The organism is Marivita sp. NO-S04, from assembly GCF_059070475.1.
The window spans coordinates 4,305,628-4,331,255 of the sequence record NZ_CM180980.1 but is presented as its reverse complement, the minus strand read 5'-3'; the positions used below and the strand labels follow the sequence as shown (position 1 = coordinate 4,331,255).

Here is a 25,628-nt window from a genome sequence, read left to right as displayed (position 1 = left end):
TTCACTTGAGCCAGAGCATTGTTGCGGCGATTGAGATGAAAGCGGAGAAGCTGGTATCGGTTTTGCAGTAGCGTGTTGCTATACCTCTGTAATCTTTGATCTTCTGGAAGAAGTTCTCGACGAGGTGCCGCCAGAGGTGGTCTCTGAAATTCGGACCAGTTGCTAAGCTCTGGCAACTGATGAAGGACGAACACTTAGAGCTTGTTCACCTCAATCGGAGTCATAGCCGGCCGCTACGAAGAAGTTGTAACATTCGTCTGGTGTGAAGAGCGAGCAAACGTTCCCTACGGCGCGCCAGAGATCTTCATATGTTCGAGCAGCGACCTTTCGTATGAGTGCTTTGAGCTTCGAGAATGCCATCTCAATGGGGTTCAGGTCGGGGCTGTACTTTGGCAGGAACAAGAACCAGGCACCGATTTCTTTCAGGGTCGCGGCGGCCTCGGCGCTTCGGTGTGCGGGGAGATTGTCGAGGACGACCACATCACCAGGCCGGAGCGTTGGGGCAAGAATGCCTTCGACATAGAGTTCGAATGCTTCCTTATCCATGGCACCGTTGATGATGCCGGTCGCATCGATCCGGTCGTGCCGCAAGCCGGCGATGAACGTTTGCGTGTTCCAATGGCCACCCGGGGCATGATCGATCAGCCGCGCCCCTGAAGGAGCCCATCCTGCAGCCTTGGTCATGTTGGTCTTCAGTGAAGTCTCATCTAGGAACACAAGGCGTTCAAGGTGGTTGCGCATGAACGGTTGGCGACGGGTGATCCAAATCTTGCGCTCCTGCGCAACATCAGGCCGCTTTTGCTCGCTGGCCCGAAGGTCTTTTTTTTGTGGCTATTTCGCGATTTGTGTGGGTGGACTGGTTTCCGGTCATGCGCGGCACCCACCAGATGTTGTGGTGTAGGGTGAGGCTGGCAGGTGGCTGAGATTACCTGCGATCAGGTAGGCGATGAGGATGAGGTTCCGGGGTTTGCGATAGCCTCTGGCGCGGGCCTTAGCCGCCTGGACCAGTCCGTTTATGGCCTCAACCGAGCCGTTGCTCAGCGCGCTGTCGAAGCCGTTCAGAATGCCATCCCAGTGGGCTTTGAGGGTCATTGCCAGCTTCTTGAAGGGAGACAGCTTGCTGCGCCGCGCCCATCGGAACCAGGCGGAGAGCTGCGCCTCAGCCTCCTCGCGTGTGGTCGCGGTCATGAAGATATCCCGCAGGGTTTCCTTGAGCCGGAACGCGCGACCGGTTTTGAGATGCATGCGTGACAGCTCATGGTGTTGATGGATCTGCCGCTTGGTCCAGCTGTGTTTGTCCTTCAGCCACATCCATCGGCTGTTTTTGAGCGCAGGGTTTTCGCGGACCTCGGCGCGCCGCACTTCTTCGAGCGCAGCATTGGCCAGCTGGATGACATGGAACCGATCGAAGGTGATGGCCGCTTCCGGCAGATGCCGACCCACGCCTGCGATATAGGACTTGCTCATGTCGATGCAGGCCGCTGTGACGAGATCAGGGTCACCGCCATGCTCCCGGAGGTCTTTGGCGAATGCCCGGACCGTGTCCGCGTCGCGGCCCTCACAGGCAAAGAGCAACCTGCCAACGTTCAGGTCATGGAACAGGGTGATGTAATTGTGGCCCCGCCGCGATGCCGTCTCGTCGATCCCGACAGCCGTTACATCGCTGAAGTCCTCCTGAGCGCGAGCCGCGGGAACGTAGTGCTCGAGCACGCGCCATATCCGGTCGTCTCCGATATTGAGCAGATCAGCGATGGTTTTTACCGGCATCTCCCGGGCGAGCGCGATCACGAAGGCGTCGAACAATTGGCTGAACCCGCTGCCGCTGCGCGCCCAGGGGACCGGCACCTGTCCGGTCTTCCCGCATTGACCGCAGGCGACGCGAGGTACGGCGGCATGGATGAAAGCCTTGTGCTCAAAAAAGCGCAGGTGTTCCCAGGTCCTCGGCCTCGTGTCGTGCACCGGCTGATCCGCCGCCCCGCAAGACGGGCAGGCAAACCTGCTCCCCGCTTTGAAGCGCACATCGAAGTGGATCTCCTTGAGATTGGCGTCGAAACGCACGTCCGTGACACTCCACGGGGCCCGAAGGCCAAGCGCCATTGTGAACAAGCTCGTCTCGGGTCCCATCGCTCCTCCGTGTCAGGCCTCCACGCTCCCACCGTCCCTTCACGCGGGCCATAGCGCAACAGATCAGGCGCGTCTGGCGCTGCGATATATACGGTCTCCGCGCCAGACGCGCCTCACGTCCCGACTACAACATATGGTATACCTGAGGACGCGTCCCTCACCATCAACCCACACAGATCGCGAAGGGACCTTTTTTGTGTGTCAGGCCGAGCCGGCGTAACAACCCCCACATGGCAGAGCGCTGAACGTCGATCCCCTGATCTTGGCTCAATTGTGAGACCAGCTCGTCCAGCGTGATGTCAGGCTTCCCTTCGATCCGGCGGCGCGCCCAATCGTGAACGCCAGCCAGTTTGCCGTGGCCGCGACGACCCTGCGGCTTAGGAGCAAGCATGCCGGTCTCGCGCTTCAGCTTGACCATGTCGTTCACGAATTTGATCGAAACCCGGAAGTGCGCGGCAGTTGTCCGATGCGTGTTCCCCTCTTCAACAAAATCCACAACACGCGTCCGTAGCTCAATTGGATGCGGCTTGCCCATGTCGACCTCCCTGATTGCCTCAGGAGTAAGGAATCACAGAAAGCCTCATGCGGGAATCCTGAATCCGATCAAAGCAAACACGCTCTAAGATGGCAAAACAGAAGCGTTACACGGCTGACTTCAAGGCCAAGGTTGCCTTGGAAGCGATACGTGAAGAATTGACGACGGCAGAACTGTCGAACAAGTATGAAGTGCATCCGACGATGATCAACGCTTGGAAACGGACTGCGATTGCCAACATGGCGCAGTCGTTTGACGCCAAGTCGGTCTCTGAACCAGCGATTTCCGGCAAAGACGTAGAAAAGCTACACGCCAAGATTGGCCAGCTGGTGGTGGAACGGGATTTTTTGGCCGATGCCTCCAGGATCATCCTCGGGACTGGAGGCAAAAAGCCGTGAAGCAAGATCATCCCAAACTGAGTGTTCGGCGGCAATGCACGCTGCTGTCGCTCGCCCGATCTACGCTGTATTATGAGCCCCGCGGGGAAAGCGCCGAAAACCTCAAGTTCATGGCGCTCATCGACGCGCAATTCCTAAAAACCCCATGGTACGGTTCGCGGCAGATGGCGCGTCATATGCAAAGAGAGGGTCACAAATGCGGCCGCCATCGTGTGAGGCGGCTGATGCGACTCATGCGTTTGGTGCCGATCTACCAAGAACCCAAGACCAGCCAGAAAAACCACGAACACAAGATTTATCCGTACTTGCTCAAGGGCTTGGCCATCACCCGCCCCAACCAAGTCTGGTGCACCGACATCACCTATATCAAGATGCAGCGCGGGTTTTTGTATCTGGTCGCCATCATGGACTGGCACAGCCGCAAGGTGCTGAACTGGCGTCTGTCCAATACCTTGGACGCAGGGTTCTGTATTGAGGTTTTGAAAGAGGCCCTTGCCACCTATGGCCCGCCCGAGATCTTCAATTCGGACCAAGGCAGCCAGTTCACCAGCACCGATTTCACCGATGTTTTGAAAGATGCCAAGGTGAAGATTTCGATGGACGGGCGTGGCCGATGGATCGACAACCGCATGATCGAACGGCTGTGGCGATCGCTGAAATACGAATGTGTCTTCTTGAACGCCTTCGAAACTGGCTTGCACGCACGCCAAGGGATCGACGCCTGGATCGCCTATTACAATGAAGCGCGCCCACACTTATCCCACGGTTTGATGACCCCGGACGAGGTTTATGCTAATCGAAAAGCAAACACGAAACTTGCCGCGTGATATGAAAACCATGCCAGAGCGCTGCGCGGCATAAAACTGGTCGAAAAACCAGAACCACCTCTGGTGCACAGATACCGGTCAGCAGCGCTAACTGTTCAAGGCTAATAGTCCGATCGCTCCGGACCTCGCGGGTGAGGCGGCCCAGATCATCTCTCACCATTGACCAAGAGTTTCACCCTTCCGCTTTATACAAGGATGGAGACCCCATGGGGCTTTCACTGAAATTTATCGTAAACGGTAAAAACGATGAGATTCGATCAGATCAAAACTCCACATTTACTGAATAAGGTAACCGTCATGGAAGCGGCCAACGTCGATTTTGGGAGGGTTGAATGTCGGCGAGTACGCGTGGGACGTATGCGAACGCAGGCGATTGTGGACGAATGTTGTTTTTCTGGAGCGGTGTTGACGTGGCGTTGACGTAAACTGTAAAATAGCGTGGGGTATCAAATTACCATCGCGCAAGGGTTTGAATTATTGGGAATATTTGGTTGCGGGGGTAGGATTTGAACCTACGACCTTCAGGTTATGAGCCAAGATCGAAGAAAAAATCAAAAGTCAATAAAATCAAAAGATTAGGCGACAAGCCTTTGATCTCACCAGTAAACCCAATGCACCTTGAGAAACATTCGCACGTTTTCGCAAACAAAAACAGCCCCAAATGCACTTTGCCGCGTTGATGTGGCGTTGAGGTAAACGAAAAGATCTACCCAATCAAAATCATCACTCTCGGCTATTTCCGGACATTGACCGGGCCATGCCGTCGCCGCGGCGCGTCAAAGGAGACATTTGCCGCAGATGCAAAATCTGTGGGTAGGTGAATTCACAAATCATGGACAAACCCGCCGTTCGGTTTCAATGGGATTAAAATCATTCTGCTTCAGTGAGATAGGACGGCGACCCTCCCGTCGAGAATGACGCAAACACTCATATTTCAGGCAGACATCTGCAGTGGCTGCCCGTGTTCAGGCTCGAAACGGCACGGCGGAGGGGCCCGGTCTCCTTCTGGAGCCGGCTCGGTTCCTTGAGGTGCTCTTCGGTCATTCCACCGTACTTCTACTTCCAGCGGGAACAGTTTTGGTCAGTCACGCCGATCTGTCCGATAGCATCAATCCGGGCATGCCTTGCCCCATCAGCTTTTTAACCTGCTGCGAATTCAAGACGATCTCGTCCGGCTTGGGTCGCTCAAGGGCCATCTCGGGTCCTCCGCTGTTCTAATCATGGAGGCGGACCACGCCCTTGGAGCAAGCTCACTCGCGCAAACGAAGCGCATACCTCGCACCGGCCCGTGATTAGTGATTGAGGATTTTCGAGAGGAAATCCTTGGCACGGTCACTTTCCGGATTGCCGAAGAAAGCTTCGGTTGCGCGGTCCTCGACGATTGCGCCTTCATCCATGAAAACGACCCGGTCCGCGACCTTGCGGGCAAACCCCATCTCGTGGGTAACGACCATCATGGTCATGCCATCTTGGGCCAGTTCGACCATCACGTCGAGCACCTCGTTGATCATCTCCGGATCCAAGGCTGAGGTCGGCTCGTCAAACAGCATCGCGATCGGATCCATAGCCAGCGCCCGACTGATCGCCACGCGCTGCTGCTGCCCGCCTGAAAGCTGGCCGGGGAACTTCTCAATGTGCTCTTTCAGGCCCACACGGTCGATTAGGGCCTCCGCTTTGGCGTTGGCCTCATCCGCAGACCGTCCCAACACTTTCTCCTGGCCGAGGCACAGGTTTGCGCGTACCGACATGTGCGGATAAAGCTCGAAGTGCTGAAACACCATGCCGATCCGCGACCGCAGCTTGGTCAGGTTCGTACCCTTTGCTGTCACCTCGGTCTCTTCGACGCGGATCGTGCCCTGCTGGACCGGTTCCAACCCGTTCACGCATTTGATCAGGGTCGACTTGCCGGAGCCCGAGGGCCCACAGACGACCACCACCTCGCCTGTATCCACTTTTGTCGTGCAGTCGCTCAGCACCTGAAAATCGCCGTACCACTTGGAAATATTGTCGATGGTGATCATGCGGTTTTGGCCTTTTGAAGCCGCCGGACGAACATGGACCCGGCGAAACAGATGATGAAATAGACAATGGCCGCGAAGATATACATCTCGACCAAGCGGCCCTCGGTTCGGGCCACGATAGACGACACGGTCATGAAATCTCGCAGTGAGACGACGAAAACGAGGCTCGTGTCCTGAAAGAGGATGATGCCTTGGGTCACGAGGATCGGGATCATGTTCCGAAACGCCTGTGGCAGCACGACATAGCGCTGGGTCTGCCAGTAATTCAGTCCCGTCGCCTGTGCGGCATGGACCTGTCCGGTTTTCACGGACTGGATGCCCGCGCGGATGATCTCGGAATAATACGCCGCCTCGAACATCACGAAGGCGATGAGCGCGGAGTAGAAGCCGCCGATGGGCCGCCCGATGGCGAGCGGCACGAGGAAATAGAACCAGAAGATCACGAGGATCAGCGGCACCGACCGGATCAGGTTGACGTAGGTCGCCGCGAACAGTGACAGGGGCAGAAACCCCGAGAGCCGCATCAGTGCCAGCCCGGTGCCCAGTACAATGCCCCCGATGATCGCCAGAAAGGTCAGCCACAAAGACAATTGCAGACCCTGCCAGAGGAACGGCAGGTTGGTCCAGATGACGCCATAGTCGAAATCACCCATGGATCAGCCCTTCCCTACAAAGCCGGGGATCTGCGTGAACCGTTCCAGCGATTGCGCGATCACCGTCGCCATCAGGGCGATGCAGACATAGATCACCGTGGCCGCCGTAAACGCCTCGAACCCTTGAAAGGTGAACTCCGCGATCTGTTGCGACTGCGCGGTTAACTCCAAAAGGCCGATGGTCAGGGCCAGCGATGAGTTCTTGAAGATGGTCAGGAACTCAGAGGTCATGGGTGGCACGATCAGCCGGAAGGAGATCGGCAGCAGCACATAGCGATAGGTCTGCGCCGTGGAAAACCCGTTGGCATAGGCCGCCGAGGTCAGCCCCGTGCCCACCGCCTGAATGCCAGCGCGCACCTGTTCGGCCACGCGGCTGGCGGTGTAGAGCCCAAGTGCGACAACAGCAGTGACGTATTCCGGGTTCGGCATGTCGCGCTTCATCCAGCGGCCGATATCGTCGGGCATCATCTCGGGCACTGCGAAGTACCAGATGAACATCTGCACCAGCAGCGGCACATTGCGGAAAAGCTCTACGTAGCAGGTGCAGATGAAGGCAATGGGCTTGCTTGGCAGGGTGCGCCCGACCCCGACAAGGATTCCAAGGACGAAGGCGATGACCCAGGCCGCAAGGGCGACCGCGAAGGTCCATTGCACTCCGGAGATCAGCCAGCCGAGATACGGATCGGCCCAGAGGACCGACCAATTCCAATTGTATTCCATGAGGGGCCCCCGGGGTGGGAATAGGACCGGGGCGCATCTTGGACGCGCCCCGAAACAGGCTTTTACTCAGGCAATGCGTTCAGCGCGAAGGACGCCTGCAGCAATGGCGTTGCCGGTACGCCGAGCGGGTCAAACCATTTGGCATAAATGTCCATGATCTCGCCCGTGCGGAACACCTCTGCCAGTGCAGCCTTGCCCACCAGCTCAAACGCGCTGTCATTGCGGCGCACCATCAGGCCATAGGGGTCATAGGACAGGAAATCGCCAACCACCTCGAAGTCATCGGGGGTCTTGGACTTGGACATCAGACCGTAAAGCAGGATGTGGTCGGTGGCGTAGACATCGACCCGGTCGGTCTCAAGCGACAGCATGCCTTCGGCATGGTCGCGCACGGGCAGAACCTTGACGTCCTCAAGGCCTAGCTCCTCAATCGCGGCCTTGACGGCCAGTTCATTGGTGGTGCCCTGCGCAAGTGCCACAGCCTTGCCGGCGAGGTCGGCGACCGAAGAAATCCCGCTATCCTTGCGCACCATCAGCTTGGTGCCGGTCACGAAGGTGGTTGCGAGGTATTCGACCTGCTCCTGCCGAGACAGCTTGTTGGTGGTCGATCCGCATTCCAGATCGATCGTGCCGTTCGCCATCAACGCAAGACGCGTCTTGGGGTTGACCGGCACGTAGCGCACTTCGAGGTCCTTGCCGACGGTTTCGGACACTTTCTCCACGATCTTCATGCACAGATCGATGGAATAGCCGATAGGCTGCTGGTTCTCATCGAGATACGCGAAAGGCACTGAGCTTTCGCGGTGGCCGATGGTGATCACACCACTTTCGGCGACCTTGGCAAGCGTTCCGGTGAAGTCCTCCGCTGCCGCTGGCAAAACGGTCGCGATACTCATCGCGCCTGCAATCAAGAAGTGACGAAACTTCATGCATGATCTCCTTTTCAGGGTTACGCCCGGTAGCCGGGCAGGTCAAAAATATCTGGATATCCGAAGAGGGCAGCGCTCCCGCCGGTATGGAGGAAGACGACGTTGTCCATCCCGTCGAAGTAGCCCTTGCGCACCTGATCCATCAGCCCGTCGAGGCCCTTGCCGGAATAGACAGGGTCGAACAGAAGGCCCTCAAGCTCAGCAAGCGTCTTGATCGCGGCCTTCATTCCGTCGGTCGGAACCCCATAGCCTCCGCCGACATAGTCGCAGTTCGCACGCACGCTCTCGCGCAGGATGGTGACGCCGTTGCCGAGGAAGTCGGCGGTTGACGTGGCGAGCGCATGCACCATGCCCTCCTGTTTTTCCTTTGACGCGCGCACGCCAATGCCCAGCAGGTGGATCGCACTGTCGAGCGAGGCCAGCCCAGCCACGAGCCCGGCCTGCGTACCCGAGCTGCCCGTCGCATGGACCAAAGCATCGATCTTGAGATCCTGTTCATGCGCCTGCCGGGTCAGTTCGGCGGCGCAATTAACGTAACCGAGAGCTCCGATCGGGTTCGATCCACCGCCGGGGATGACATAGGGGCGTTCGCCGGACGCGCGCAGCTCATCGGCCAGTGCATCCATCTCCGCCGCCATGTCCGCCCCGCCGGGGCGCTTAGCGATGGTCGCACCGTGCAGTTGATCGAGCAGGACGTTGCCGTTGAGGTTGTAATTGGCATCGTTCGAGCCCGTGCGATCCTCCAAGAGGATGTGGCAGGCCAACCCGAGCCGCGCGCTTGCTGCTGCGGTCTGGCGCGCGTGGTTGGATTGCGTGGCCCCTTGGGTGATGATGCAAGTGGCCTCTCGTGAAACGGCGTCGGCCATCAGGAATTCAAGCTTGCGCGTCTTATTCCCACCGCCGGAGAGACCGGTACAATCGTCGCGTTTCACCCAGAGGCGCGGACCGCCGAGATGCTCGGACAAGCGGTCCATGGGTTCGAGGGGGGTGAGCAGATGGCCCAGCCGAATACGCGGAAAGATGTCGAGCGTGCGCTCCAGCATGCCAACCTTCTCGACAGTGGAATCTTCGGCAACTTGGGGTGCAACAGACAATCGGGCTTCCTCTAGACATATTTTAATGCAGCCTATCGCCGAACTTTGGTTCCGAATAATGCCAAGTTTGCAGCCTAGCCATACAAAGAGTATGCCTAGTGCATGGAACTCAAACTCATCGAAGACGCGCTGACATTGATCGAGGAAGGCTCGATGAGTGCCGCGGCAGACCGCAGAAACGTCACGCAACCCGCCTTCTCGCGCCGCATCCGGGCCCTTGAGACGTGGTTGAATGTCTCCCTTGTTGAACGACGACCGAACCGGGTAGTCCTCACGCGAAACCTATTGGATCGCGAAGCCGAGTTTCGCCTGCTGCGCGATGCCTTCCTGCGACTGCGAGATACTTATCCGGCGCGGGAGCGCGCCTTTGTCATAGCAACGCAGCATTCGCTGGCAATCTCTGTTTTTCCTGAGATTTACCGCAAGCTAAAAGGACTGAAAATGATCGGCCGTATCCGCTTGCGGACGCGCAACCAAGACGAGGTCATTGCCATGTTCTTGCAGTCGGAGGTCGATTTTGTGATGCGATATCAGTCAGTACACACACCCAGACCACCGTTTGACGAAACCGTCACGCAAGGCATCTGGAGGCGGGACACACTTGTCCCGGTCGTCGGAGGGCCGCTACGGTTCACATTGTCACAGACGAAACACCCCCCGCCTGGAACGCCCCTTCTGAGCTATCCCGATGACAGCGAATTCGGCAGGGTCATCAACGCCCAGCCCAACGGAAATACGCTGGCGGAGTCAAACTCTCCGGTCCTCCAAACGGCCTTTTCCGCAAGCGCTGTGTCGCTCGTTAAACTCGGTGCAGGTATCGCTTGGGTACCCCAATCACTCATCCAGAATGATCTGCGCAGCGGCGAGATCGTGGCACTCGCACAGGATTATGGTCGCCTTCCGATGGACATTGTGTTGTCAACACAGAGCAGTAACGAAATCGGTATTGCAGTCTTAGAAGCGTTGCTGGCTACCACCTGATAGCGGTCACAGCTGCCCATTCCAGCCTGCTAGGAAAGATTGCTTGGGTTGAGCCAGCATCTGGGCTACCCGAGATCCTATGTTTTAACAGACCACGGAAACAGGCTGACAATGCAGCAATTCTGCGTTTGAGCGAGGATTGAATGGACGCTTTCGCAAGACTGAACCCAATCTCATGCACGAGCGGCGAATGACCGGAATCCGCCCGGACCCCGATCCAGCATCGAGAATGCGTGCAGGGCTACCCTGGCGCAACGGCATAACTGCCAGAAACTGCCCCCGCGCGCCCGACATTTCGACGTCGCGCGTGGTTGCAATAAAGGCGTTCGCGTTTTGCTCGTAATAATCTGTTAATTCGACGTCCGGTCCAACCGCTACCACCGAAGCTTGTCAACAAATCAGGCGTTTGACCAGGTAGTGAGATGGGCTGTAGACGCCAATTTCTTCAGGATGACCGACCAACAGTGAGATCACGGCCAAATCCCAATCCCACCGCGCCGCACTTTGTCGAGCATCTCCTTGAGTTCAAGCGGTTCGAGCACCTCGACCGCATCACCCCATTGGATCAGATACCAGGCCATCTCCAGCCATCCGCTGGCCGTGAAGGAGACCAGTAGGCTGCCGTCATGCATCTCGGTCATCACTTGATCCGGGTGAAACACAAAGTCTCGCGCGTTGGCCGCCGCGCTGGGCGCAAAGCGCCAGCGTACTGGGCCATATTCTTTCTCGGAAAAGAACGACCCGAACGCCTGTGCGCTGTAGCGCTCAAGATCGAACTCCGGATCGCGTTTGAAGACATCAACGGTGGCATTCATGCCCTTGATACGGTCGAACCGGTACTGACGATACCCGGTGTCGCCATCTGCGTCTTTCCCAACGAGGTAATATCTGCGCCCCATCAACACGGCATAGGGCTCGATCCGCCGCCAGCGAGGTTCGGGATCCCGCGCACTCTGATACAGTATTTCGACGCGTGTCGGCGTTCGAAACGCGTTGTAAAGCGTGCTGAAATACGTTTCGGGCACATCATGTGCGGGACCTGGTCGCGAAGCATAGCCATTGACCATCAGCAGAAGCTCAGCGAATTTTCGGCCCCCCTGCGCGAAGGGCGGCGGTCGCGATGCGATCAGGCGATCTCGAACGCGTTCGAGGGCTTTCACCTCGTAGATCGCGCCATCGCTTGCCATGCGCCGGATGGCCAATTCAACCGCAGCCAGTTCCGTTTCGTTCAATGCGCGGTGCTCGATATAGGGCACTTGCGTCAGTGACCATCGGCGTCGACGATCTGCGTCGTCCCATGTTTCAATACCGGGAAACAGTTCCTCGAACTGACGCAACATCCGCCGAGCGGTGCGCTCGTCGACCTCGAACTCTTCCATGACATTCTGTAGCGAAATCCCACGCCGTCGGGCCGCAGCCATTTCCGCCATTCGGTAAAGCCGCTGAGCTTTTACATACGACACACCATTTTTCCTGCGACCACCATGCTCATGGGGTCAGAGACTGCCCCCCTCGCTGGTCTATCGTCAATCATCGAAACCGAATCGGCGCGGACATCTTGTTGATCTGCGGCGGACCGGTCTCGAACCAGACGAGGAACAACACTGCGGGGTCTGCTCGACCCGCCAGCGCTGCAGACGAAAAGGACGCCTGTCAATGGGATTACCACAACGTGCATTGTACACCATTCACGAAACCGCTGCTCGATGGGGCTGCACTGTCTACGACATTGCTGGCTGGGCGGGGATTGGTACGTTGAAAATTGTCACCGGCATCCCGCCGGTCGCATGCGGGGACCAACGCGCCGGCGGTCTCGTGGAAATCCAAGCCATGGATATCGTGCCGATCTTTCGCAATTGTGGGACCGGCCCCCAAACAGCGCAGTTACTCCGCGTGCGACCGCTCGACAGTGATGAGTGGCTTCACATTGACGAGCCAGAAAGCGGTGTCACCGTTTCCGTTGGAGACGTGATGATCCTCGGGGAGGACGTGCGACGGTTTGAAGAAACCCATGACCTTTTTGGCAGGATCGAAGAAGGCGCTGGGCTTGGAGATGACGGTGACTACGACTGGGCGGCCATGCGGATCGAGATCACGCGCAGGGTCTATGAACAGGGACTGCCCGCCTCACAAGCCGCATGGGTACGAGAACTTCAAGACTGGTTTTCTGACCGCTCCGTCGATGGAAGCTTCCCGGATGAGCGATCCATACGACGACGGCTGAGACCGGTTCTCATAGCCCTGAAGTTCAAGGCGAAGACGTCTTGACGCTCTTTACACCAAGGCGCGAGGCCGGCGGCACGGCTCTTGGCTCAGCGTTGTGCACTAGGCGGGGCTTGGGCTGAAACACGCTGGCCACCGCATCCACCCCAGCGCGCAACGGCGAGTCCATGAGATGCGCATAGCGCTGGGTCGTCTGCATCTGGCTATGACCCAGCAGCTTTGTTGAAATCTTCAATTTACCGGATGCGGCGCGAGGCAAGACCCTGACGGCGCTTGGGCCTTTTCAGTGCCTTCACGGCCGGACACATCAAGAAACTCATCCATGAAAATCGACATGAGCTCGGTCCGCGAGCGCACACCAATCTTGCGGAAAATCGAGGAGATTTGCGTTTTGACCGTGCCCTCCGCAGTTTTGCGCATTCCGGCGATATCCGCAGTCGCAAGCCCCTTGATGATAAATAGCGTAACCTCGCGTTCCGCCGCTGTGAGACCCCATTCGGCAAAGCGGCGCTCGATTAGCTCCTCTAGACTGCCCCGCAGCAGAATGATCTTTTGTTGCTGGCTGGACGCGGTCTCTCGCAGCAGCCGATTGTAACGCCAGACCACTACTGCACCATAACCGAGCCCTATGGCCGCAAGAATTTCAAAGATGAGGTGCAATGTCTGCTCGAAGGAGTAGGATTTTCGCTCATTCATATGCGTGACCAGATCGGCCACAGCATCGAACGTGAAAAAGGTCATGCCTAACAGCATGATTACAAGACCAAGGCCCAATCCTCGCATCATTTTTCTCCTCTTTTATGACTTTAGGCATACGTCAAAAAAGCCGACTGAGCCATATATCTGAAGTTATAAATGATCGCCTAAGCCCCCATATCCCTCTTCTGACAGATAGCCCAGGCCAGAGTTGGAGGCCTAGTTGAGGCCGTGAGCCCGTCGAGCCAGCACTTGGCGAAGGGCACCATACAACCTGAGTTTCTTAAGGAGGAACCAATGAGCTTCTGGAATTTTTTTCGCCGCGATGATGACGATGACCGCTTTGAATCCCGTTCACGCGATAGTGACGACCAACATGAAAGCCGTGATCGCTACGATGACGACGATGACGACCGTTACGAAAGCACCGATCGCTACGATGATGACGATCACAATGGCGATGATCGTCATGACGACGATAACGATGACGTGCAGGAAGCCTACCAGTTCACGGTTACCAATGGCACGGTAACAGCGGTCTACGAAATCGAGAATGGCCAGAGCGAATACGAGCGGATCGAAGCGAATGAAAGCTGGTTCATTGATGGCACCGATATCGTGAAAACCGAAGCTGAGCATGGCCAGCTTGAAATCAGCACCTATTCTGACCCGGATGGAGACGGGCTCTACACGCTCGCCAGTAAGGTTTATGAAAACGCCACCCCCGGTACTCTGCCCTCCACAACCGAAGACGACCGATTCAGCCACGATGACGATGACCATCCGTCAGATGATGACTTTGGTTTTGAGGACGACGACGCATTTGCTCCTGCACCGGCTCTGCCCAGCGTCTATCACACATTCGAGTTTGTCGATGGCGAGGTGGTTGCCGCATCACGGGTGTTCAACGATATAGCCCGCGACATCCGGCTTGACTGGAACGAAAGCTGGGAGCTGCGCAGCGATGGCGTCGCAAAGGTTGAGCTTGGCCGCAACGATGTTGAAACCACGCTCTACACAGATGATGATTTTGACGGCGCCTTCACCCAGTCTCTTGAGCTCGAAGTGGTCACACAGACCAGCCGCGGGGACCACGAAGACATGCGTTTCGTACTGTCCAACGGCACCGATGCCACCGGCGCCAACCTGATGCCGGGCGACATGATCGACAGCGCACTGGAGGCAACATTCCGGGGAGGCTGGAGCGTCGAACGGCTTGATCAGAATGAAACACTGAAGGCTATCGAGCTCGATGGCGCGCTTTATGTAGTGAAAACGGAAGTTGAGCGTATCGGCGAAACCGAGTTCAGTCTGTACCGTGATGATGATGCGGATGGACGCTGGACAGAAATAGCTGAGGGCAGCGCCATGGGTGAGTTTCTCGATGAAACCGGGGGAATCGATTTCGCCCGGATTGAATACGTCGGCCTGCTCGCAGACTCCTATGGTATTATTGCCTGATCATGAAATGCGGGGCCCGGCAAGGGCCCCACATAGCGCATGACAGGCGTTCCAACTGGGTAAAAACGCCCATCTTTCCCTGCTCCCATCTTTGATGATGCGACCGCCATGCGATCGCATTTGTATGCCAAGAAGGGCTCGCGATGATCCAAAAAGAACGCTGCTTAACGGTCGCCACCGAATCCTGCGCCTTCGCGTCTCGGCCATTTCCGCCTTTTGGTGAAGTCGCATAAAGGAAAAACCAGCTTCCTGCAGGCACCATGATTATGGGACCAGAAAGTGCATACATTGGTGGGCGATCATCAATCATCCATGCCAAATCGGCGCGGATCGTCCCTGAAGTTCAAGGCGAAGACGTCTTGACGCGCTTCACACCCCGGCGCGGTGCCGACGGCACGGCCCTCTGCTCAGCGTTGTGCACCAAGCGGGGCTTGGGCTGAAACACGCTGGCCACCGCATCCACCCCAGCGCGCAACGGCGAGTCCATGAGATGCGCATAGCGCTGGGTCGTCTGCATCTGGCTATGACCCAGCAGCTTTCCGATCATCTCGAGCGAGGCGCCCCCGCTGACCAACAGCGAAGCAAAGGTATGGCGTAAATCATGGATGCGCACATCTTCGATCCCCGCCTCCTTCTGGATGCGCCGCCAGAAACGTCGCACCTCCTGCACAGGCTGACCCGGCGTGTCCCCGGGAAAGAGCCAGGCACAGCCGGAAAACACAGCTTGCTTTTGCTGGCGCACGATCGCCGCAGCCTCGTCAGATATCGGAACCCTGTGCACACGGCGCTGCTTGGTTGTCGTCGCAGGCTTGGTCCATGACAGGTGCTCGAGATTGAAATCCTCAAACCGGGCTTGGCGCACCTCCCCGACCCGTGCGCCGGTCAACATGCACAGCCGGATGATATTGGCGGCCCTGTGGTCTTCTGATGCGTCGAGCGCGGCAGCGAGACGTGCGATTTCCTCTTGGGTCAGATAGCGTTCACGGGGTGTTTCCATGCGGCGCCGGAATCCCATAGCCGGATTGTCATCGCGCCAGCCCCATTTGACCGCATAGGCAAACATTTTCCGGATCACTTCTCCGACCCGATTGGCGCGCACTGGGGTCGGCCGCGCGGCCTTCAGCTTGCGCGCTCGATTATTCGGCTTGGCCTTGGCAGGACGTGCCCGTCCCTCGGCCACTTTGGTCAGCAGGAGTTCGACGTCGTAAGCACTCACCTCCGTGACCAGCATCTTGCCCCAGGCAGGCGCAATGAACTTCTTCATCATCGACGCCTGATCCGCCGCGTTCAGCTGCGCCAGATGCGGCAGGTGGACCTCGACATATCGATCGATCAAATCGGTCACACGCGGTGCCTCACGCATGGCAGTCCGGTTGGTCAGGGGATCGCCGCCGGCGTCAATCTCGCGTCTCAGCTCTTTTGCACGGGTGCGCGCAGCCGCAACACTCCATTCCGGCCAACGGCCAAAGGTCATCCGTCGTTGGCGTCCTGCATGACGGTAATCCAAGGTGAACGCCCGGCTCCCGCTGCGATAGATGCAGACAGCAAATCCACGGACCTCGCTGTCAAAAATCTGGTAGTCCCGGCCGTCCGCCGCTGCGGCCTCGCGAACCACGGCTTCGGTAAGCTTCTGTCTCATCACCATGTGTCGCCCTCGCTCATGCCACTGTCATGACGCGTAGATCGCGCCTCTTATCAAGCAGAGCATGAGGCAGGGGTGGCAGGGGTGGCACGGGGTGGCACGAAAAAGCCAATATGCGTGCCACCCCCTATTTTATTGAAGAATTCGGCATTGGCCGTGCCGATGGCGCCGAAACAGAAAGACGCCGGACCAGCCCAAATCTCGGTTTTTGGGTGGAATCACCCCTGAAATCGGCGTGTAAACACTGTCTGCCTTGTAAATTTCCAATAAAATCAGGGGGTGGCACGCTTAAATGCGCGGTGCCACCCCCTGTTTGCGCGCGAATGTTGGCGAATCCCCTGTAAATCAACGTGTTTGCTGCTGAATACGCGCGAACAGCCATGATGGTCGAATTGCTGCAATGCAGCGCAACTGCCACTTGCTGTCGGGGCACACCCCTCAGAGCCAATAAAATAGGGGGTGGCACGGGTGGCACCGTTTTCGTGCCACCCCGTGCCTCCCTGCCACCCCTGTCGATGTGCGTGACTGATCCGCAGGTCCGATCGCCGTTCGGACTGCCAAACGGGAGAACACACATGCACACTCATGCAGACCAACTCGAGACCGCACCGATTGCCGGGACCTTGTTGAGCGGCTGGATCAGTCGCACCGACCTCGCACAACAACTCGATGTCACCGAAAGCACCTTGCGCCGGTGGGAAGCTGAACGTCGCGGCCCACCATGCGTGCGGGCCGGACGGAAAATCTACTATCGCCGGAGCGCTGTACTCGACTGGCTGGAGGAGCAGGAAGGTCTCGGCCAGCGTCGCGGACGCCGGGGGGCACGTCGATGAATATTCCCCTGCCCTTCCGTGCGCAAAGCCGCCGCCGGCGCGGCGCGCGCGATGATAGCCGCGAGGACTGGATCGACGAGCGCCTGCGCGAGGCCCGCATCGTGGTGGCCGATGTGGTGCACCATTCCGACCACATGGTGCGGCTGGCCTGCAATGTGCTGGTCCAGCATGGCCAGACGCCCGAGGAGCGCAAGGATGCCCGCATCCTGCTGGTCGTTCTGGGTGGCAAAGCCCATGGCCGGGGCCGCCCTGCCTGGGCCGATCCGGAGGACCGGCGATGAAGACGCGCGGAACACCGGAGGCGGACCTGCAGCGCGCTGTGGTCAGCGCCTTGCGGGTCGTCCTGCCCAAGGGGGCGATTGTGCATCATAGCGCCAACGAGGTTGCGCAGGCCGGGCCTCGGGGCGCCAAGCGCCAGGCCATCCTGACCGGCATGGGGGTGCATCCCGGCTTTGCCGATCTGGTGGTGCTGTGTGATGGCCGTGTGCTGTTTCTCGAGCTCAAATCCCGCAAGGGGCAGCTGAGCCCGGCGCAGCAGGCGTTTAGCGACGCGGTGCAGGCGCAAGGGTTTGGCTGGGCACTGGTGCGCTCCTTGGATGACGCGCTGGGCGCACTGGCGGATCATGGGCTCACCACACGGGTGGTCGGCGCTGTCGGCAGCCCGGCGCTGGGCGTCTCGGGGTCTCGAGCTTGTGACGGGAGGGCGTCGTCATGAGCCACGCCGCCACCAATTGGGCGATCCAGCAACGCGGACTGAAGCCCACAACGAAGATTGTCCTCTGGCATCTGTGCGATCGTTACAATCCCGACTTCGGGTGTTTCCCGACGCAGGAGCGCCTGGCTCTGGATTGCGAGATCGGCCGCGCCACGCTGAACCGGCATCTCGACGATCTGGAGGCCCGTGGTCTGATCCGCCGGGTGCCGATCATCGACACCAAAACCGGCCAGCAGCGCCCGACCCGGTATCTGCTCGGCTTCGAGTTCACTGGTCTGAGCAAGGGCACGCCGGATCCGGATGGCGGGTCCGAAACCCCGTCACATCCACCTGCAGCGCCGCTAGAAACCCCGTGTCTCGATGTGGGACACGGGGATGTAGCCGAATCTGCCATGCAGGGTATGGGTGCGCAGCCCCCCACCCCGGCTCCGCCGTGTCTCGAACCGGGACACGGGCCCGTGTCTCATTTTGGCGCAAACCCGTGTCTCAAAAATGGCGATTCCCGTGTCTCAAAATGGGACACTAACCCTGTAAGGGAACCTTTAAGTAAACCAGTAAAGGAGGAGGAGGGCGCGCAGGCGCGCGCGAACCTCGATGACGATTTTTTTGGCGCGCTGCTCACGGCGCTGGGCTTCGATCCCAGCGGCGCCCTGCCCGGCTGGTGGCAAGGCTGGCCACCCCGGGAACACGTCCGGCGCTGGCAGATCGATCTCGGTCTGACCGAGGCGGAGATCGTTGCGGCAGCGTCGGCCTCTCGGGACACCCACCCTGCCCCGCCGGATGGGCCCAAGGCGCTGGACCGCGTCATGCAGCGTGCAGCCCGGCGCAAGGCGGAGGCTGCAGGTACACCCCGACGGGTCTCGGCAAAGGCCGTCACCGCGTGCACGGCCAAGCCGCCCAGCGCCGATCCACCCGCCTTCTACGCCGATTGGGTCAACTCGGACCGCTACCTGCCCTCCAACGCCATCACCAACGCCATGCGCGATCAGATGCTGAACCGCGGCCTCGTCACCACCCAGCGCCTGCGCGAAAGGAACATCCAGTGAAACACGATCAAAGCCTGCACGGCCGCTTCGGCACAGGCGCCCGCGCCAAGCGCAGCTTGAGTATTCAGCAGGCCCTTGAATGGGCCTTCCGGGTTGAGCAAGCCCAGCTCGAACTGCCCGAGCCTGGGACCGATGATGGGGAACCCCGCAGCTTCGGATTGGAACACGTGCTGGCGCAGCGCGCCGTCCTTGGCACCGCTGTCGACGGCGGGCGCCACAAGTTGGGCAGCTACACCCATCCCGACGCCGAGGTCATCGCTGCGATTGTCGCCGGGCTCCCCGACAGTCACGGCGGCAAGCGCATGGCCATTCGTGTGGCAGAGCTCGCCCGCGCTGGGATGACGCCAGACTGGATGCCGGGCGTTGTGCCACGCTGTCTGCCCGTGGATGTCCTTGAAAACCAGCATGGACCAAAAGCTGTCACAATCGTGGTTGGCACCGAGCGTGTCTGGTCCCGCGGAAAATGGCGAACCGTTGAGGTCCTGGCCTGCCCCGTCATGTGGCGGCCCTATCCAGAGCAGATCAACGCCGCGCGACGCGCGTATCACGACTGGTGGCAGGCGCTGGAGTACTTGCGCGACGGGCTGCTGGCCGTGGGGTTGCTGCGAGAGGTTGAGGTTACAGGCGTAATGCCGAAATGCAGGCCCTGGGAGCGAAACCAGCCATAGCGTGGAAACGATCATCAGATACCCCCCATTGCTGCCGACCAAGCGCCATTCAGGCTGTCCTCATTTTTGCGATTCCTAAGGGTGACTTTTCCGGAGAATTTCCTCAATGTCTTTTGAAAACCCAAGCACTGATCGAAAAGGGCAGCCCACGCGTGACAGAACTTTCGAGGCTTGACCACACCTATAACGGCGCTACAGAGGTACGTCGCATGGTTTCCAATGTTTGGGCAGTTGAACGGCAGAACCGGAAATGCTGAGGAAATCGCTAAGCGCGCAGGCCTGATCTACGGCAGGGTCGCGGGTTGTGTTTTCAGCTTGGAGGGAGCTGGGAGTCGGTTTCGGCAAGCTCAAGATTCCTATGACATAGCGATCGGACAACTCTCGCAGGGCAGCAGAAACCTCCTGCGCCAGACCGAGATGCTTAAAACACTTGGAGCAAAAACGACGAAGTCGATCGGTGTGGAATTCGACGCGGAGGACGACCATCCCCCTTTGGTTGAGCAGATAGAGACTGTCGAATGAGTCGCAAAATGGTCGGCAGTTTTGTTGATCTAGCGTGGAAATATCAGCCTTGAAGGCATGTTCGGCCCACAGCCGCCGTTCAATCGCCGGCAGATCGATGCGGCGCAGCTTCACCAGACCGATGGGGTGAATAGCTTCTGCTCAACCGACCACATCTTTTTTCCTTTGGACATCTAATTCACCCGGCATCCGTAAGCTTCCCGTCAGGAACGATCTGTAAGGGGTCTTCGAAACGCCTTTGAGGAGCACTGAAATTTCATGATTAGGAAAATCTTAAACGTGTTCGGCACTGTCGTCGCGTTGACCGCCGGCATCGCATTGATTGAAAGTCAGTTGTTGGTTTATGCATTCTCCCAATCCAGAGCATTTTTCATTCCTCCGGTAGGCCCAACACCGCAAGAGATCGCATCTACCCTTGCGGCGTCGGAGGAAACCGTGGTCCTGCTCGCAGCGGGCGACATCGCGCATTGCGAAGCACGACCGAGCCTTTCAAGCGCCATACCAACAACGATGAACCTCTTTGGTCAACCGACTACCTTCGAGTATGAGAAGGCACTCGCAAATGAGACGCTGGCGCTGGCGCAACTGTGGCCAAATGCTCCTGTCCTCGCACTGGGAGATACTGTGTACGGTAGGGGTACGCCAATAGAGTATGAACACTGCTTTGAACCCACATGGGGACAATTGAAACCTCGACTTTTGCCCGCACCCGGAAATCACGAGTACGGTTCAACAGCTGCATTTGGATACTTTGACTATTTCGGCACCCAAGCCGGATCGGACCGAAACGGATGGTATGCGCTCACACTGCAAAACTGGCTGATCCTGTCGCTTAACAGCGAGGTCGAAGCACAACCTGGCTCGGACCAAAGTAAATGGCTTAGCCAACAGTTACGCGAGAACCCCGATAAATGTGTATTAGCGTTCTTTCACCGTCCAGTTTATTCGCTCAAAGACAGAGGCGGTCGAGAGCACGCGTTGGCGCTATTCAAACAGCTCCAACAAGCCGGCACGACGCTTGTTCTTAACGGTCATAACCATTTTTATGAACGCACCAAACCACTGAACGAAAATGGTGAGCCGGTCCCAGAAGGCGGTACAGTGGCTTTTACCGTGGGGACAGGTGGGCGCATCACGGATGCATCACAACAGAAGCCATATACAGAAGCCGCCGTCTTCGAAAAGACGGGGCTGTTGAAACTAGAGCTTCGAGATCAGGACTACTCTTGGACATACGTTGATGCAGTCGAAAAGACGTCGTTGGATAAAGGCTCGGCACGATGCAACAGTCGCAGAGTTCATTAGCTACCTCAACGGAAACCTGGTCTTGCCCCCGTTTCACCGGACACTCAGGCGGTTGTGGTTTAGGCTGCGATGAACTCGCGGGGAGCGCGCATTTTCAGCCCTGAGTGCGGATGGCTTTCATTGTAGTCCTCGATCCACCCTCTGCCGACTCTTCCGAAAACAGGCGACCAACGGCTTTCCTTTGAAAGCCGTTCTGGTCATCGCGCACCAGAAACAGCGCATCCAGTCCACGTTGCCGGGCTAGCGTCGCCCCTGCATCAACCCCGAGAACCATCAGCGCAGTGGCCCACGCATCGGCTTCGGCACATGTCTGCGCGATCACGGTCACCGAGGCGGGCGGCGCAAGTAGCGGCGCACCCAGTGAAGGGTCCATCGTATGGGACAGGCGGCGGCCCTGCACCTCGACCCAATGGCGGTAATCGCCTGATGTGGCCACGGCAGCGTCCTGCAACGCAAGAACCGAATGCGGGCCTCGGATGTCTGGGTCAGGCGCTTCGACGGCAATGGTCCATGGCGCACCATCAGGCCGCGACCCCACCGCGCGCATTTCACCGTCGATTCCGACCAGAGACGCTGGAATACCAAGCGCAACCAAAGTGTCGACCAGACGATCGACGCCATATCCTTTTGCGATCCCGTTCAAATCTAGCGTGATGTCAGCGGTCTTGCGGACCCGGACGCCAGCAACATCAATCTCGAGCGCGGTCTTGGTCCGGTGACGCGCCATCGCAGCCCGGATGTGTGTAGGGTCGGCTTCATGTGCGCCGAAGCCCCAAGCCACCACCGCATCACCAAGCCCCATGTCAAACGCCCCGCCAGCGGCCCGCCCGATATCACGAGCCAGATCGAAAACCTCCAGCAACCGCGCCGGGACCGCCTGCCAAATCCCGACGGGTGCCGCATTCAGACGCATTAGTTCGCTGTCGGGTTTCCATGTGGACATCTGTGCGTCCACCTCGTCGACTGCGGCCTGTAAAGCGGCACGCACTGGGTCTACATCAAAGCTTGGGGATGCATGAAACAGTGCGGTCCAGCGGGTGCCCATTGTGGGCCCATGCAGCGCGTGGCGTGTTGGATCAGTAGACATCTTCGACATAACGCCCCTCTGCCCTCAACGCCTGCGGCGTCAGTCCCATTGGCTTCAGAATATCAGCCAGCGCATCCGTGACACCGGCCGCCATGCCGCGCCCACCGCAAACCATGATGCGTGCCCCGTCCTTGATCAGGCGGGCCACTTCAGTGCTTTCGGCATGCAGCGTGTCCTGCACGTAGCTTGGATTTGCCGCGCGAGAGACCGCAGTGTGCAGACGGGTCAGACGACCCTCGGTCTGCCAATCTGAAAGGTCTTGCCCGTACAGAAAGTCATTCTGGGGATGGCGCATGCCAAAGAACAAGTGAATGGAACGATGCCGTTTGTTGTCCCGAATGAACCCCGCCAGTGGGCCGATACCCGTCCCTGCCCCGATCAGGATCAGTGGCGCGCGGCCCTTGCCCGGTTTGAAGCCGGGATTGCGACGGATATATCCCTTGGCCGTATCCCCCGGCGCAAGTTGTGTCAGTTGCGCAGAACACAGCCCGCTAGGCTGACGCTTTACGACAATCTCGACGAACCCGTCGCGCCGGTCAGAAGCCAGAGAATATAGACGCGGGATTGCGGAACCTTCTGGCACGATACCCAATAGGTCACCCGCCTCAAACCGTGCAAAGCCTTGTCCTGTGAGTTTTTGCCAAAGTGAAACACACGGCAATGCAAAGCGAAGGATTGCGGTGGGTGCCTGCATTTCCGCCCCATAGTCGCGACGTGACATTAGAGTAAGCGTCTCAGTGGCAGGCACAACGGGTTGGTGCGCCAGTTCGAGGTCAATGCCAAGCGCTTGACCCAACAGACGCCCCCATCGCGCGAAATCCTGTGGCGACTGGCGGTCGATGGTGTCGAAAGGCAAGAGCATATCCCAGCCCTGCGTTTCAGCCATTTCCGCAACCCTTTGGGCAAAGCCACAGTAATCCGGATAGCTGCGATCACCAAACCCAAGCACTGCAAGCGGTGCTGTCGGCAAGGGTGTCAAAGCTTTCATGCGATCAAGGAACCCTTTGGCGGTTTCCGGCGCATCGCCGTCGCCATAGGTTGCCGCAAGGATCACGAACCGCTGTACTTTGGCGTAGTGCGCGGGGTCAAAGCCGGACATTGGTCCGACATGGACTGTTTGTCCTGCCGCACTCAGCGCCTGATGAAGCGTCGCCGCAAAGCCCCAGGTGCTGCCCCCTTCGCTGCCAACCAGCAGGATCGTTTCGGCCTTGGCGGCCGGCAGGTTGCCGGGAATGCGCGGTCTGCTGCGTCGTCCTGCCAGCCAGACAAGGACACCCGTGACCCCCAACACCGGCACGCCCAATGCCATCAGTCCTAGGAAGATCCCAAGAAAGGCCGCCCCCTGACCGGTATGCAGCATGTAGATCGTTTCCGACACATTTTCCCAACCAGTCAGATCGGTCCAGCCCAAGGCCGCACCTGTCCCCTGGTCCAGATATCCTGTCCCCTGATCCGTCTTCAGGGTAAAGACGTCGCTGGCATCGCCCGGATAGGGAAAGCTCAGTTCGCGCAGTTCAGCCACGGGGGTCTGTCCCAGCAGGTCGATCGACGCGATCGCAACGCCAGTCTCACCACTGACCTCGGTTGGAAAGACTGGTGCGGATGCCGCGATGGGAAGCAGGTCGAAGGTAGACGCCGACATCCACAGCGCCGTCATCGACGACAAGGCAAGGCCCAGAACCGCGACGCGCGCAATCTCGACATGCAGTCGCCCTGACAAAGGGCCGCGCAAGGGCGCGAACCAGCGCGGCCAGCCTCCGGCACGGCGCGCAACAAGGACAGACCCGGACACCGCAAGGATCAGCATCGCCGCCGCACCAAGGGCCATGGCGATCCGTCCGCCATCACCCAGAAAAAGCGACCGGTGCAGGTTGGTCAGCCATCGTTCGACCTGGTTGGGGTCAGCAGACCCCACGCCTTCGCCCGTCGCAGGGTCAATCACAGCCGCCCCCGGTCTGCCATCGACAAACCAGTAGGCTGTGATCTGACCTGACGGAGACCGCCGGATCTGTTCGACCCCGGGATAGGCAGTCTGGATACGGGTCGCGAGCGTCGCCACGCTCATCTCGGATTGCGCTTGCGGCGCGGTCAGGCGCTCTGCCGCCGGAAAGACCGAAAGGGCGGCCCCGCTGAGGGTCAGGACAATGAGAAGGGCTGCGGCCAGAAGACCCGGCCAACGGTGTAGAGCGCGGATCATCGCCGGGCCTCCTTACATGTCGTAGGTGAAATCAGCGATGTAACGGCGGCCTTTGACCGGCGTGCCGGACCCGTCTGTCGTCAGGGGCACCGCAACCTCGTTCGGGCTGTCGCGCATATCCTCGACTGCGGCGTCGATGTGAAGCGTATAACCTGCATCAAACAGCGCATCCGCCAGATCAAGCGTGATCTCGAGCGTGCGACCTGCGCCAACGCTGGCCCCGGTGATCCCGTTGATCTGTGCCGTGTCACCGGCAGTGGCTCGGTACCAGTCGCTCAGGTGTTCATAATATTTCGACTTGCCGCCTGCCATCCAGAGGCTGCCAACATAGGCCCCCGACGTGTCGGTGACATAGAGCGCAAGATAGGCCCCATCGCCGCCGTAACTGTTCATCGTTGTGGTCAATGTGACCGGGCGCGCCATTGCGAGCCCGGGAAGCGTGAGCGCCGTGGTCAGCGCCAGTGTTGCGAGAAGCGATTTCATGCGGAATGTGCCTTCTTAAGGGAATTGGAATAAGTGGATGTACGTCAGTTCATCTGCGCTTTTGGCGCAGCCCCGTTGCCGAACAGACCGTTTTGCGGCGGAGCGACGGTGCCAGCAGGTGCTGCATTGCGGGCGCTGTTCCCGCAGTCATCGTCATCTTCATCGTCGTCGTCGTGGCGAGACCCGCTGCGGTATTTGCCGTCGTCGTCGTCATCGTCTTCCTCATACCTCGCGCCATTGCGATATTCGCGGTCGTCATCATCGTCGCTGCTGGCAAGGATCAGCGGCATGGCGTCCTGACCGGCCTCGAAAACTGCCGCGAAAGGCAGAAATTCGCTATTGCTTGTGCGCATCGCGCTCCAGGCCGGTGCAGTGATGGCTGCGGACAGCGCGGTTGTTGCTGCAAGAAGGGCAAGTGTCTTTTTCATGGTCGTGTCTCCGTTTGTGTGCTGAGATCAATCTGGAGAC

General features: G+C 58.7%; 24 protein-coding genes and 4 pseudogenes. 11 read left to right on the top strand and 17 right to left on the bottom strand.

What is annotated here, in order from left to right:
* Position 1: 1 nt before the first annotated feature.
* The 4 genes and pseudogenes from ACK3EW_RS21925 to ACK3EW_RS21910 all read right to left on the bottom strand — a co-directional run.
* Positions 2-133, bottom strand: a pseudogene (locus ACK3EW_RS21925) (IS5/IS1182 family transposase); the annotation flags it as partial.
* Between the two features lie 77 nt (positions 134-210).
* Positions 211-795 (bottom strand): annotated as a pseudogene (locus ACK3EW_RS21920) (IS630 family transposase); the annotation flags it as partial.
* Between the two features lie 72 nt (positions 796-867).
* The gene (locus tag ACK3EW_RS21915; RefSeq protein ID WP_493807867.1) at positions 868-2,124 is read right to left on the bottom strand and encodes an ISL3 family transposase; all 1,257 of its coding nucleotides are present in this window, start codon (positions 2,122-2,124) and stop codon (positions 868-870) included.
* Between the two features lie 163 nt (positions 2,125-2,287).
* On the bottom strand, positions 2,288-2,659 hold the full coding sequence (locus ACK3EW_RS21910) for a helix-turn-helix domain-containing protein (RefSeq protein WP_493807866.1): 372 nt from the start codon (positions 2,657-2,659) through the stop codon (positions 2,288-2,290).
* A gap of 89 nt (positions 2,660-2,748) precedes the next feature.
* On the opposite strand from ACK3EW_RS21910, the gene ACK3EW_RS21905 reads away from it, so the two are divergent.
* Positions 2,749-3,884, top strand: a protein-coding gene (locus ACK3EW_RS21905) for an IS3 family transposase (RefSeq protein WP_493807865.1) whose coding sequence is annotated in 2 segments (ribosomal slippage) — positions 2,749-3,039 and positions 3,042-3,884 — 1,134 coding nt in all. Because the reading frame shifts where the segments join, the coding sequence is not laid out codon by codon here.
* A gap of 1,292 nt (positions 3,885-5,176) precedes the next feature.
* Here ACK3EW_RS21905 and ACK3EW_RS21900 read toward each other — a convergent pair.
* From ACK3EW_RS21900 to cuyA, 5 genes are all read right to left on the bottom strand, one after another.
* Positions 5,177-5,905 (bottom strand): amino acid ABC transporter ATP-binding protein, encoded by a 729-nt coding sequence (locus ACK3EW_RS21900; RefSeq protein ID WP_493807864.1) that lies wholly within the window; start codon positions 5,903-5,905, stop codon positions 5,177-5,179.
* On the bottom strand, positions 5,902-6,558 hold the full coding sequence (locus ACK3EW_RS21895) for an amino acid ABC transporter permease (RefSeq protein ID WP_493807863.1): 657 nt from the start codon (positions 6,556-6,558) through the stop codon (positions 5,902-5,904). Before ACK3EW_RS21895 ends, ACK3EW_RS21900 begins: the two co-directional genes overlap by 4 nt.
* Before the next feature lie 3 nt (positions 6,559-6,561).
* Positions 6,562-7,278, bottom strand: coding sequence for an amino acid ABC transporter permease (locus tag ACK3EW_RS21890; RefSeq protein WP_493807862.1), 717 nt, complete (start codon positions 7,276-7,278; stop codon positions 6,562-6,564).
* A gap of 62 nt (positions 7,279-7,340) precedes the next feature.
* Positions 7,341-8,207, bottom strand: a complete 867-nt coding sequence (locus tag ACK3EW_RS21885; protein WP_493807861.1) for an amino acid ABC transporter substrate-binding protein — start codon at positions 8,205-8,207, stop codon at positions 7,341-7,343.
* Between the two features lie 20 nt (positions 8,208-8,227).
* A complete protein-coding gene (gene cuyA, locus ACK3EW_RS21880) occupies positions 8,228-9,250 on the bottom strand; it encodes a D-cysteate sulfo-lyase (protein ID WP_493809773.1) in 1,023 nt (340 codons plus the stop codon).
* Positions 9,251-9,403: 153 nt separating this feature from the next.
* Here cuyA and ACK3EW_RS21875 point away from each other — a divergent pair, with 153 nt between their 5' ends.
* Positions 9,404-10,282, top strand: coding sequence for a LysR family transcriptional regulator (locus tag ACK3EW_RS21875; protein WP_493807860.1), 879 nt, complete (start codon positions 9,404-9,406; stop codon positions 10,280-10,282).
* 470 nt (positions 10,283-10,752) lie between these two features.
* On the opposite strand, the gene ACK3EW_RS21870 is transcribed toward ACK3EW_RS21875, so the two are convergent.
* Positions 10,753-11,745, bottom strand: coding sequence for a helix-turn-helix transcriptional regulator (locus tag ACK3EW_RS21870; protein WP_493807859.1), 993 nt, complete (start codon positions 11,743-11,745; stop codon positions 10,753-10,755).
* 193 nt (positions 11,746-11,938) lie between these two features.
* On the opposite strand from ACK3EW_RS21870, the gene ACK3EW_RS21865 reads away from it, so the two are divergent.
* Positions 11,939-12,550 carry a hypothetical protein gene (locus ACK3EW_RS21865; protein ID WP_493807858.1) on the top strand — a complete coding sequence of 204 codons (612 nt, stop codon included), beginning with the start codon at positions 11,939-11,941 and terminating at the stop codon, positions 12,548-12,550.
* Here ACK3EW_RS21865 and ACK3EW_RS21860 read toward each other — a convergent pair.
* Positions 12,531-12,731: pseudogene (locus ACK3EW_RS21860) on the bottom strand (hypothetical protein); the annotation flags it as partial. The gene ACK3EW_RS21865 and the pseudogene ACK3EW_RS21860 overlap by 20 nt on opposite strands.
* 5 nt (positions 12,732-12,736) lie before the next feature.
* The gene (locus ACK3EW_RS21855) at positions 12,737-13,291 is read right to left on the bottom strand and encodes a helix-turn-helix transcriptional regulator (protein ID WP_493807857.1); all 555 of its coding nucleotides are present in this window, start codon (positions 13,289-13,291) and stop codon (positions 12,737-12,739) included.
* A gap of 162 nt (positions 13,292-13,453) precedes the next feature.
* On the opposite strand from ACK3EW_RS21855, the gene ACK3EW_RS21850 reads away from it, so the two are divergent.
* Positions 13,454-14,662 (top strand): hypothetical protein, encoded by a 1,209-nt coding sequence (locus ACK3EW_RS21850; protein ID WP_493807856.1) that lies wholly within the window; start codon positions 13,454-13,456, stop codon positions 14,660-14,662.
* A 343-nt stretch (positions 14,663-15,005) separates the two neighbouring features.
* Here ACK3EW_RS21850 and ACK3EW_RS21845 read toward each other — a convergent pair whose 3' ends face one another.
* Positions 15,006-16,307, bottom strand: coding sequence for a tyrosine-type recombinase/integrase (locus ACK3EW_RS21845; protein WP_493807855.1), 1,302 nt, complete (start codon positions 16,305-16,307; stop codon positions 15,006-15,008).
* 572 nt (positions 16,308-16,879) lie between these two features.
* Between ACK3EW_RS21845 and ACK3EW_RS21840 the strand changes: the two genes are divergently transcribed.
* The 7 genes from ACK3EW_RS21840 (at position 16,880) to ACK3EW_RS21810 (ending at position 21,393) form a co-directional block, all read left to right on the top strand.
* Positions 16,880-17,137, top strand: a complete 258-nt coding sequence (locus ACK3EW_RS21840; RefSeq protein ID WP_493807854.1) for a helix-turn-helix transcriptional regulator — start codon at positions 16,880-16,882, stop codon at positions 17,135-17,137.
* A complete protein-coding gene (locus tag ACK3EW_RS21835; protein WP_493807853.1) occupies positions 17,134-17,418 on the top strand; it encodes a hypothetical protein in 285 nt (94 codons plus the stop codon). The genes ACK3EW_RS21840 and ACK3EW_RS21835 overlap by 4 nt, the downstream gene beginning before the upstream one ends.
* Positions 17,415-17,852 carry a VRR-NUC domain-containing protein gene (locus ACK3EW_RS21830; RefSeq protein WP_493807852.1) on the top strand — a complete coding sequence of 146 codons (438 nt, stop codon included), beginning with the start codon at positions 17,415-17,417 and terminating at the stop codon, positions 17,850-17,852. The genes ACK3EW_RS21835 and ACK3EW_RS21830 overlap by 4 nt, the downstream gene beginning before the upstream one ends.
* Positions 17,849-18,898, top strand: coding sequence for a helix-turn-helix domain-containing protein (locus ACK3EW_RS21825; protein WP_493807851.1), 1,050 nt, complete (start codon positions 17,849-17,851; stop codon positions 18,896-18,898). Before ACK3EW_RS21830 ends, ACK3EW_RS21825 begins: the two co-directional genes overlap by 4 nt.
* Positions 18,895-19,566: a hypothetical protein gene (locus ACK3EW_RS21820; RefSeq protein ID WP_493807850.1), complete on the top strand. Its 672-nt coding sequence runs from the start codon at positions 18,895-18,897 to the stop codon at positions 19,564-19,566. Before ACK3EW_RS21825 ends, ACK3EW_RS21820 begins: the two co-directional genes overlap by 4 nt.
* A 219-nt stretch (positions 19,567-19,785) precedes the next feature.
* Positions 19,786-20,088, top strand: a complete 303-nt coding sequence (rmuC, locus tag ACK3EW_RS21815; RefSeq protein ID WP_493807849.1) for a DNA recombination protein RmuC — start codon at positions 19,786-19,788, stop codon at positions 20,086-20,088.
* 258 nt (positions 20,089-20,346) lie between these two features.
* Positions 20,347-21,393 (top strand): metallophosphoesterase family protein, encoded by a 1,047-nt coding sequence (locus ACK3EW_RS21810; protein WP_493807848.1) that lies wholly within the window; start codon positions 20,347-20,349, stop codon positions 21,391-21,393.
* A gap of 142 nt (positions 21,394-21,535) precedes the next feature.
* On the opposite strand, the pseudogene ACK3EW_RS21805 reads toward ACK3EW_RS21810, so the two are convergent.
* From ACK3EW_RS21805 to ACK3EW_RS21790, 4 genes and pseudogenes are all read right to left on the bottom strand, one after another.
* Positions 21,536-22,489: pseudogene (locus ACK3EW_RS21805) on the bottom strand (FAD:protein FMN transferase); the annotation flags it as partial.
* Complete coding sequence (locus ACK3EW_RS21800; protein ID WP_493807847.1) at positions 22,470-24,677, bottom strand: PepSY domain-containing protein; 2,208 nt, start codon at positions 24,675-24,677, stop codon at positions 22,470-22,472. The gene ACK3EW_RS21800 and the pseudogene ACK3EW_RS21805, both read right to left, overlap by 20 nt.
* A 12-nt stretch (positions 24,678-24,689) precedes the next feature.
* Positions 24,690-25,160: a DUF2271 domain-containing protein gene (locus ACK3EW_RS21795; RefSeq protein WP_493807846.1), complete on the bottom strand. Its 471-nt coding sequence runs from the start codon at positions 25,158-25,160 to the stop codon at positions 24,690-24,692.
* Positions 25,161-25,204: 44 nt separating this feature from the next.
* Positions 25,205-25,588 (bottom strand): hypothetical protein, encoded by a 384-nt coding sequence (locus tag ACK3EW_RS21790; protein WP_493807845.1) that lies wholly within the window; start codon positions 25,586-25,588, stop codon positions 25,205-25,207.
* Between the last annotated feature and the right edge of the window lie 40 nt (positions 25,589-25,628).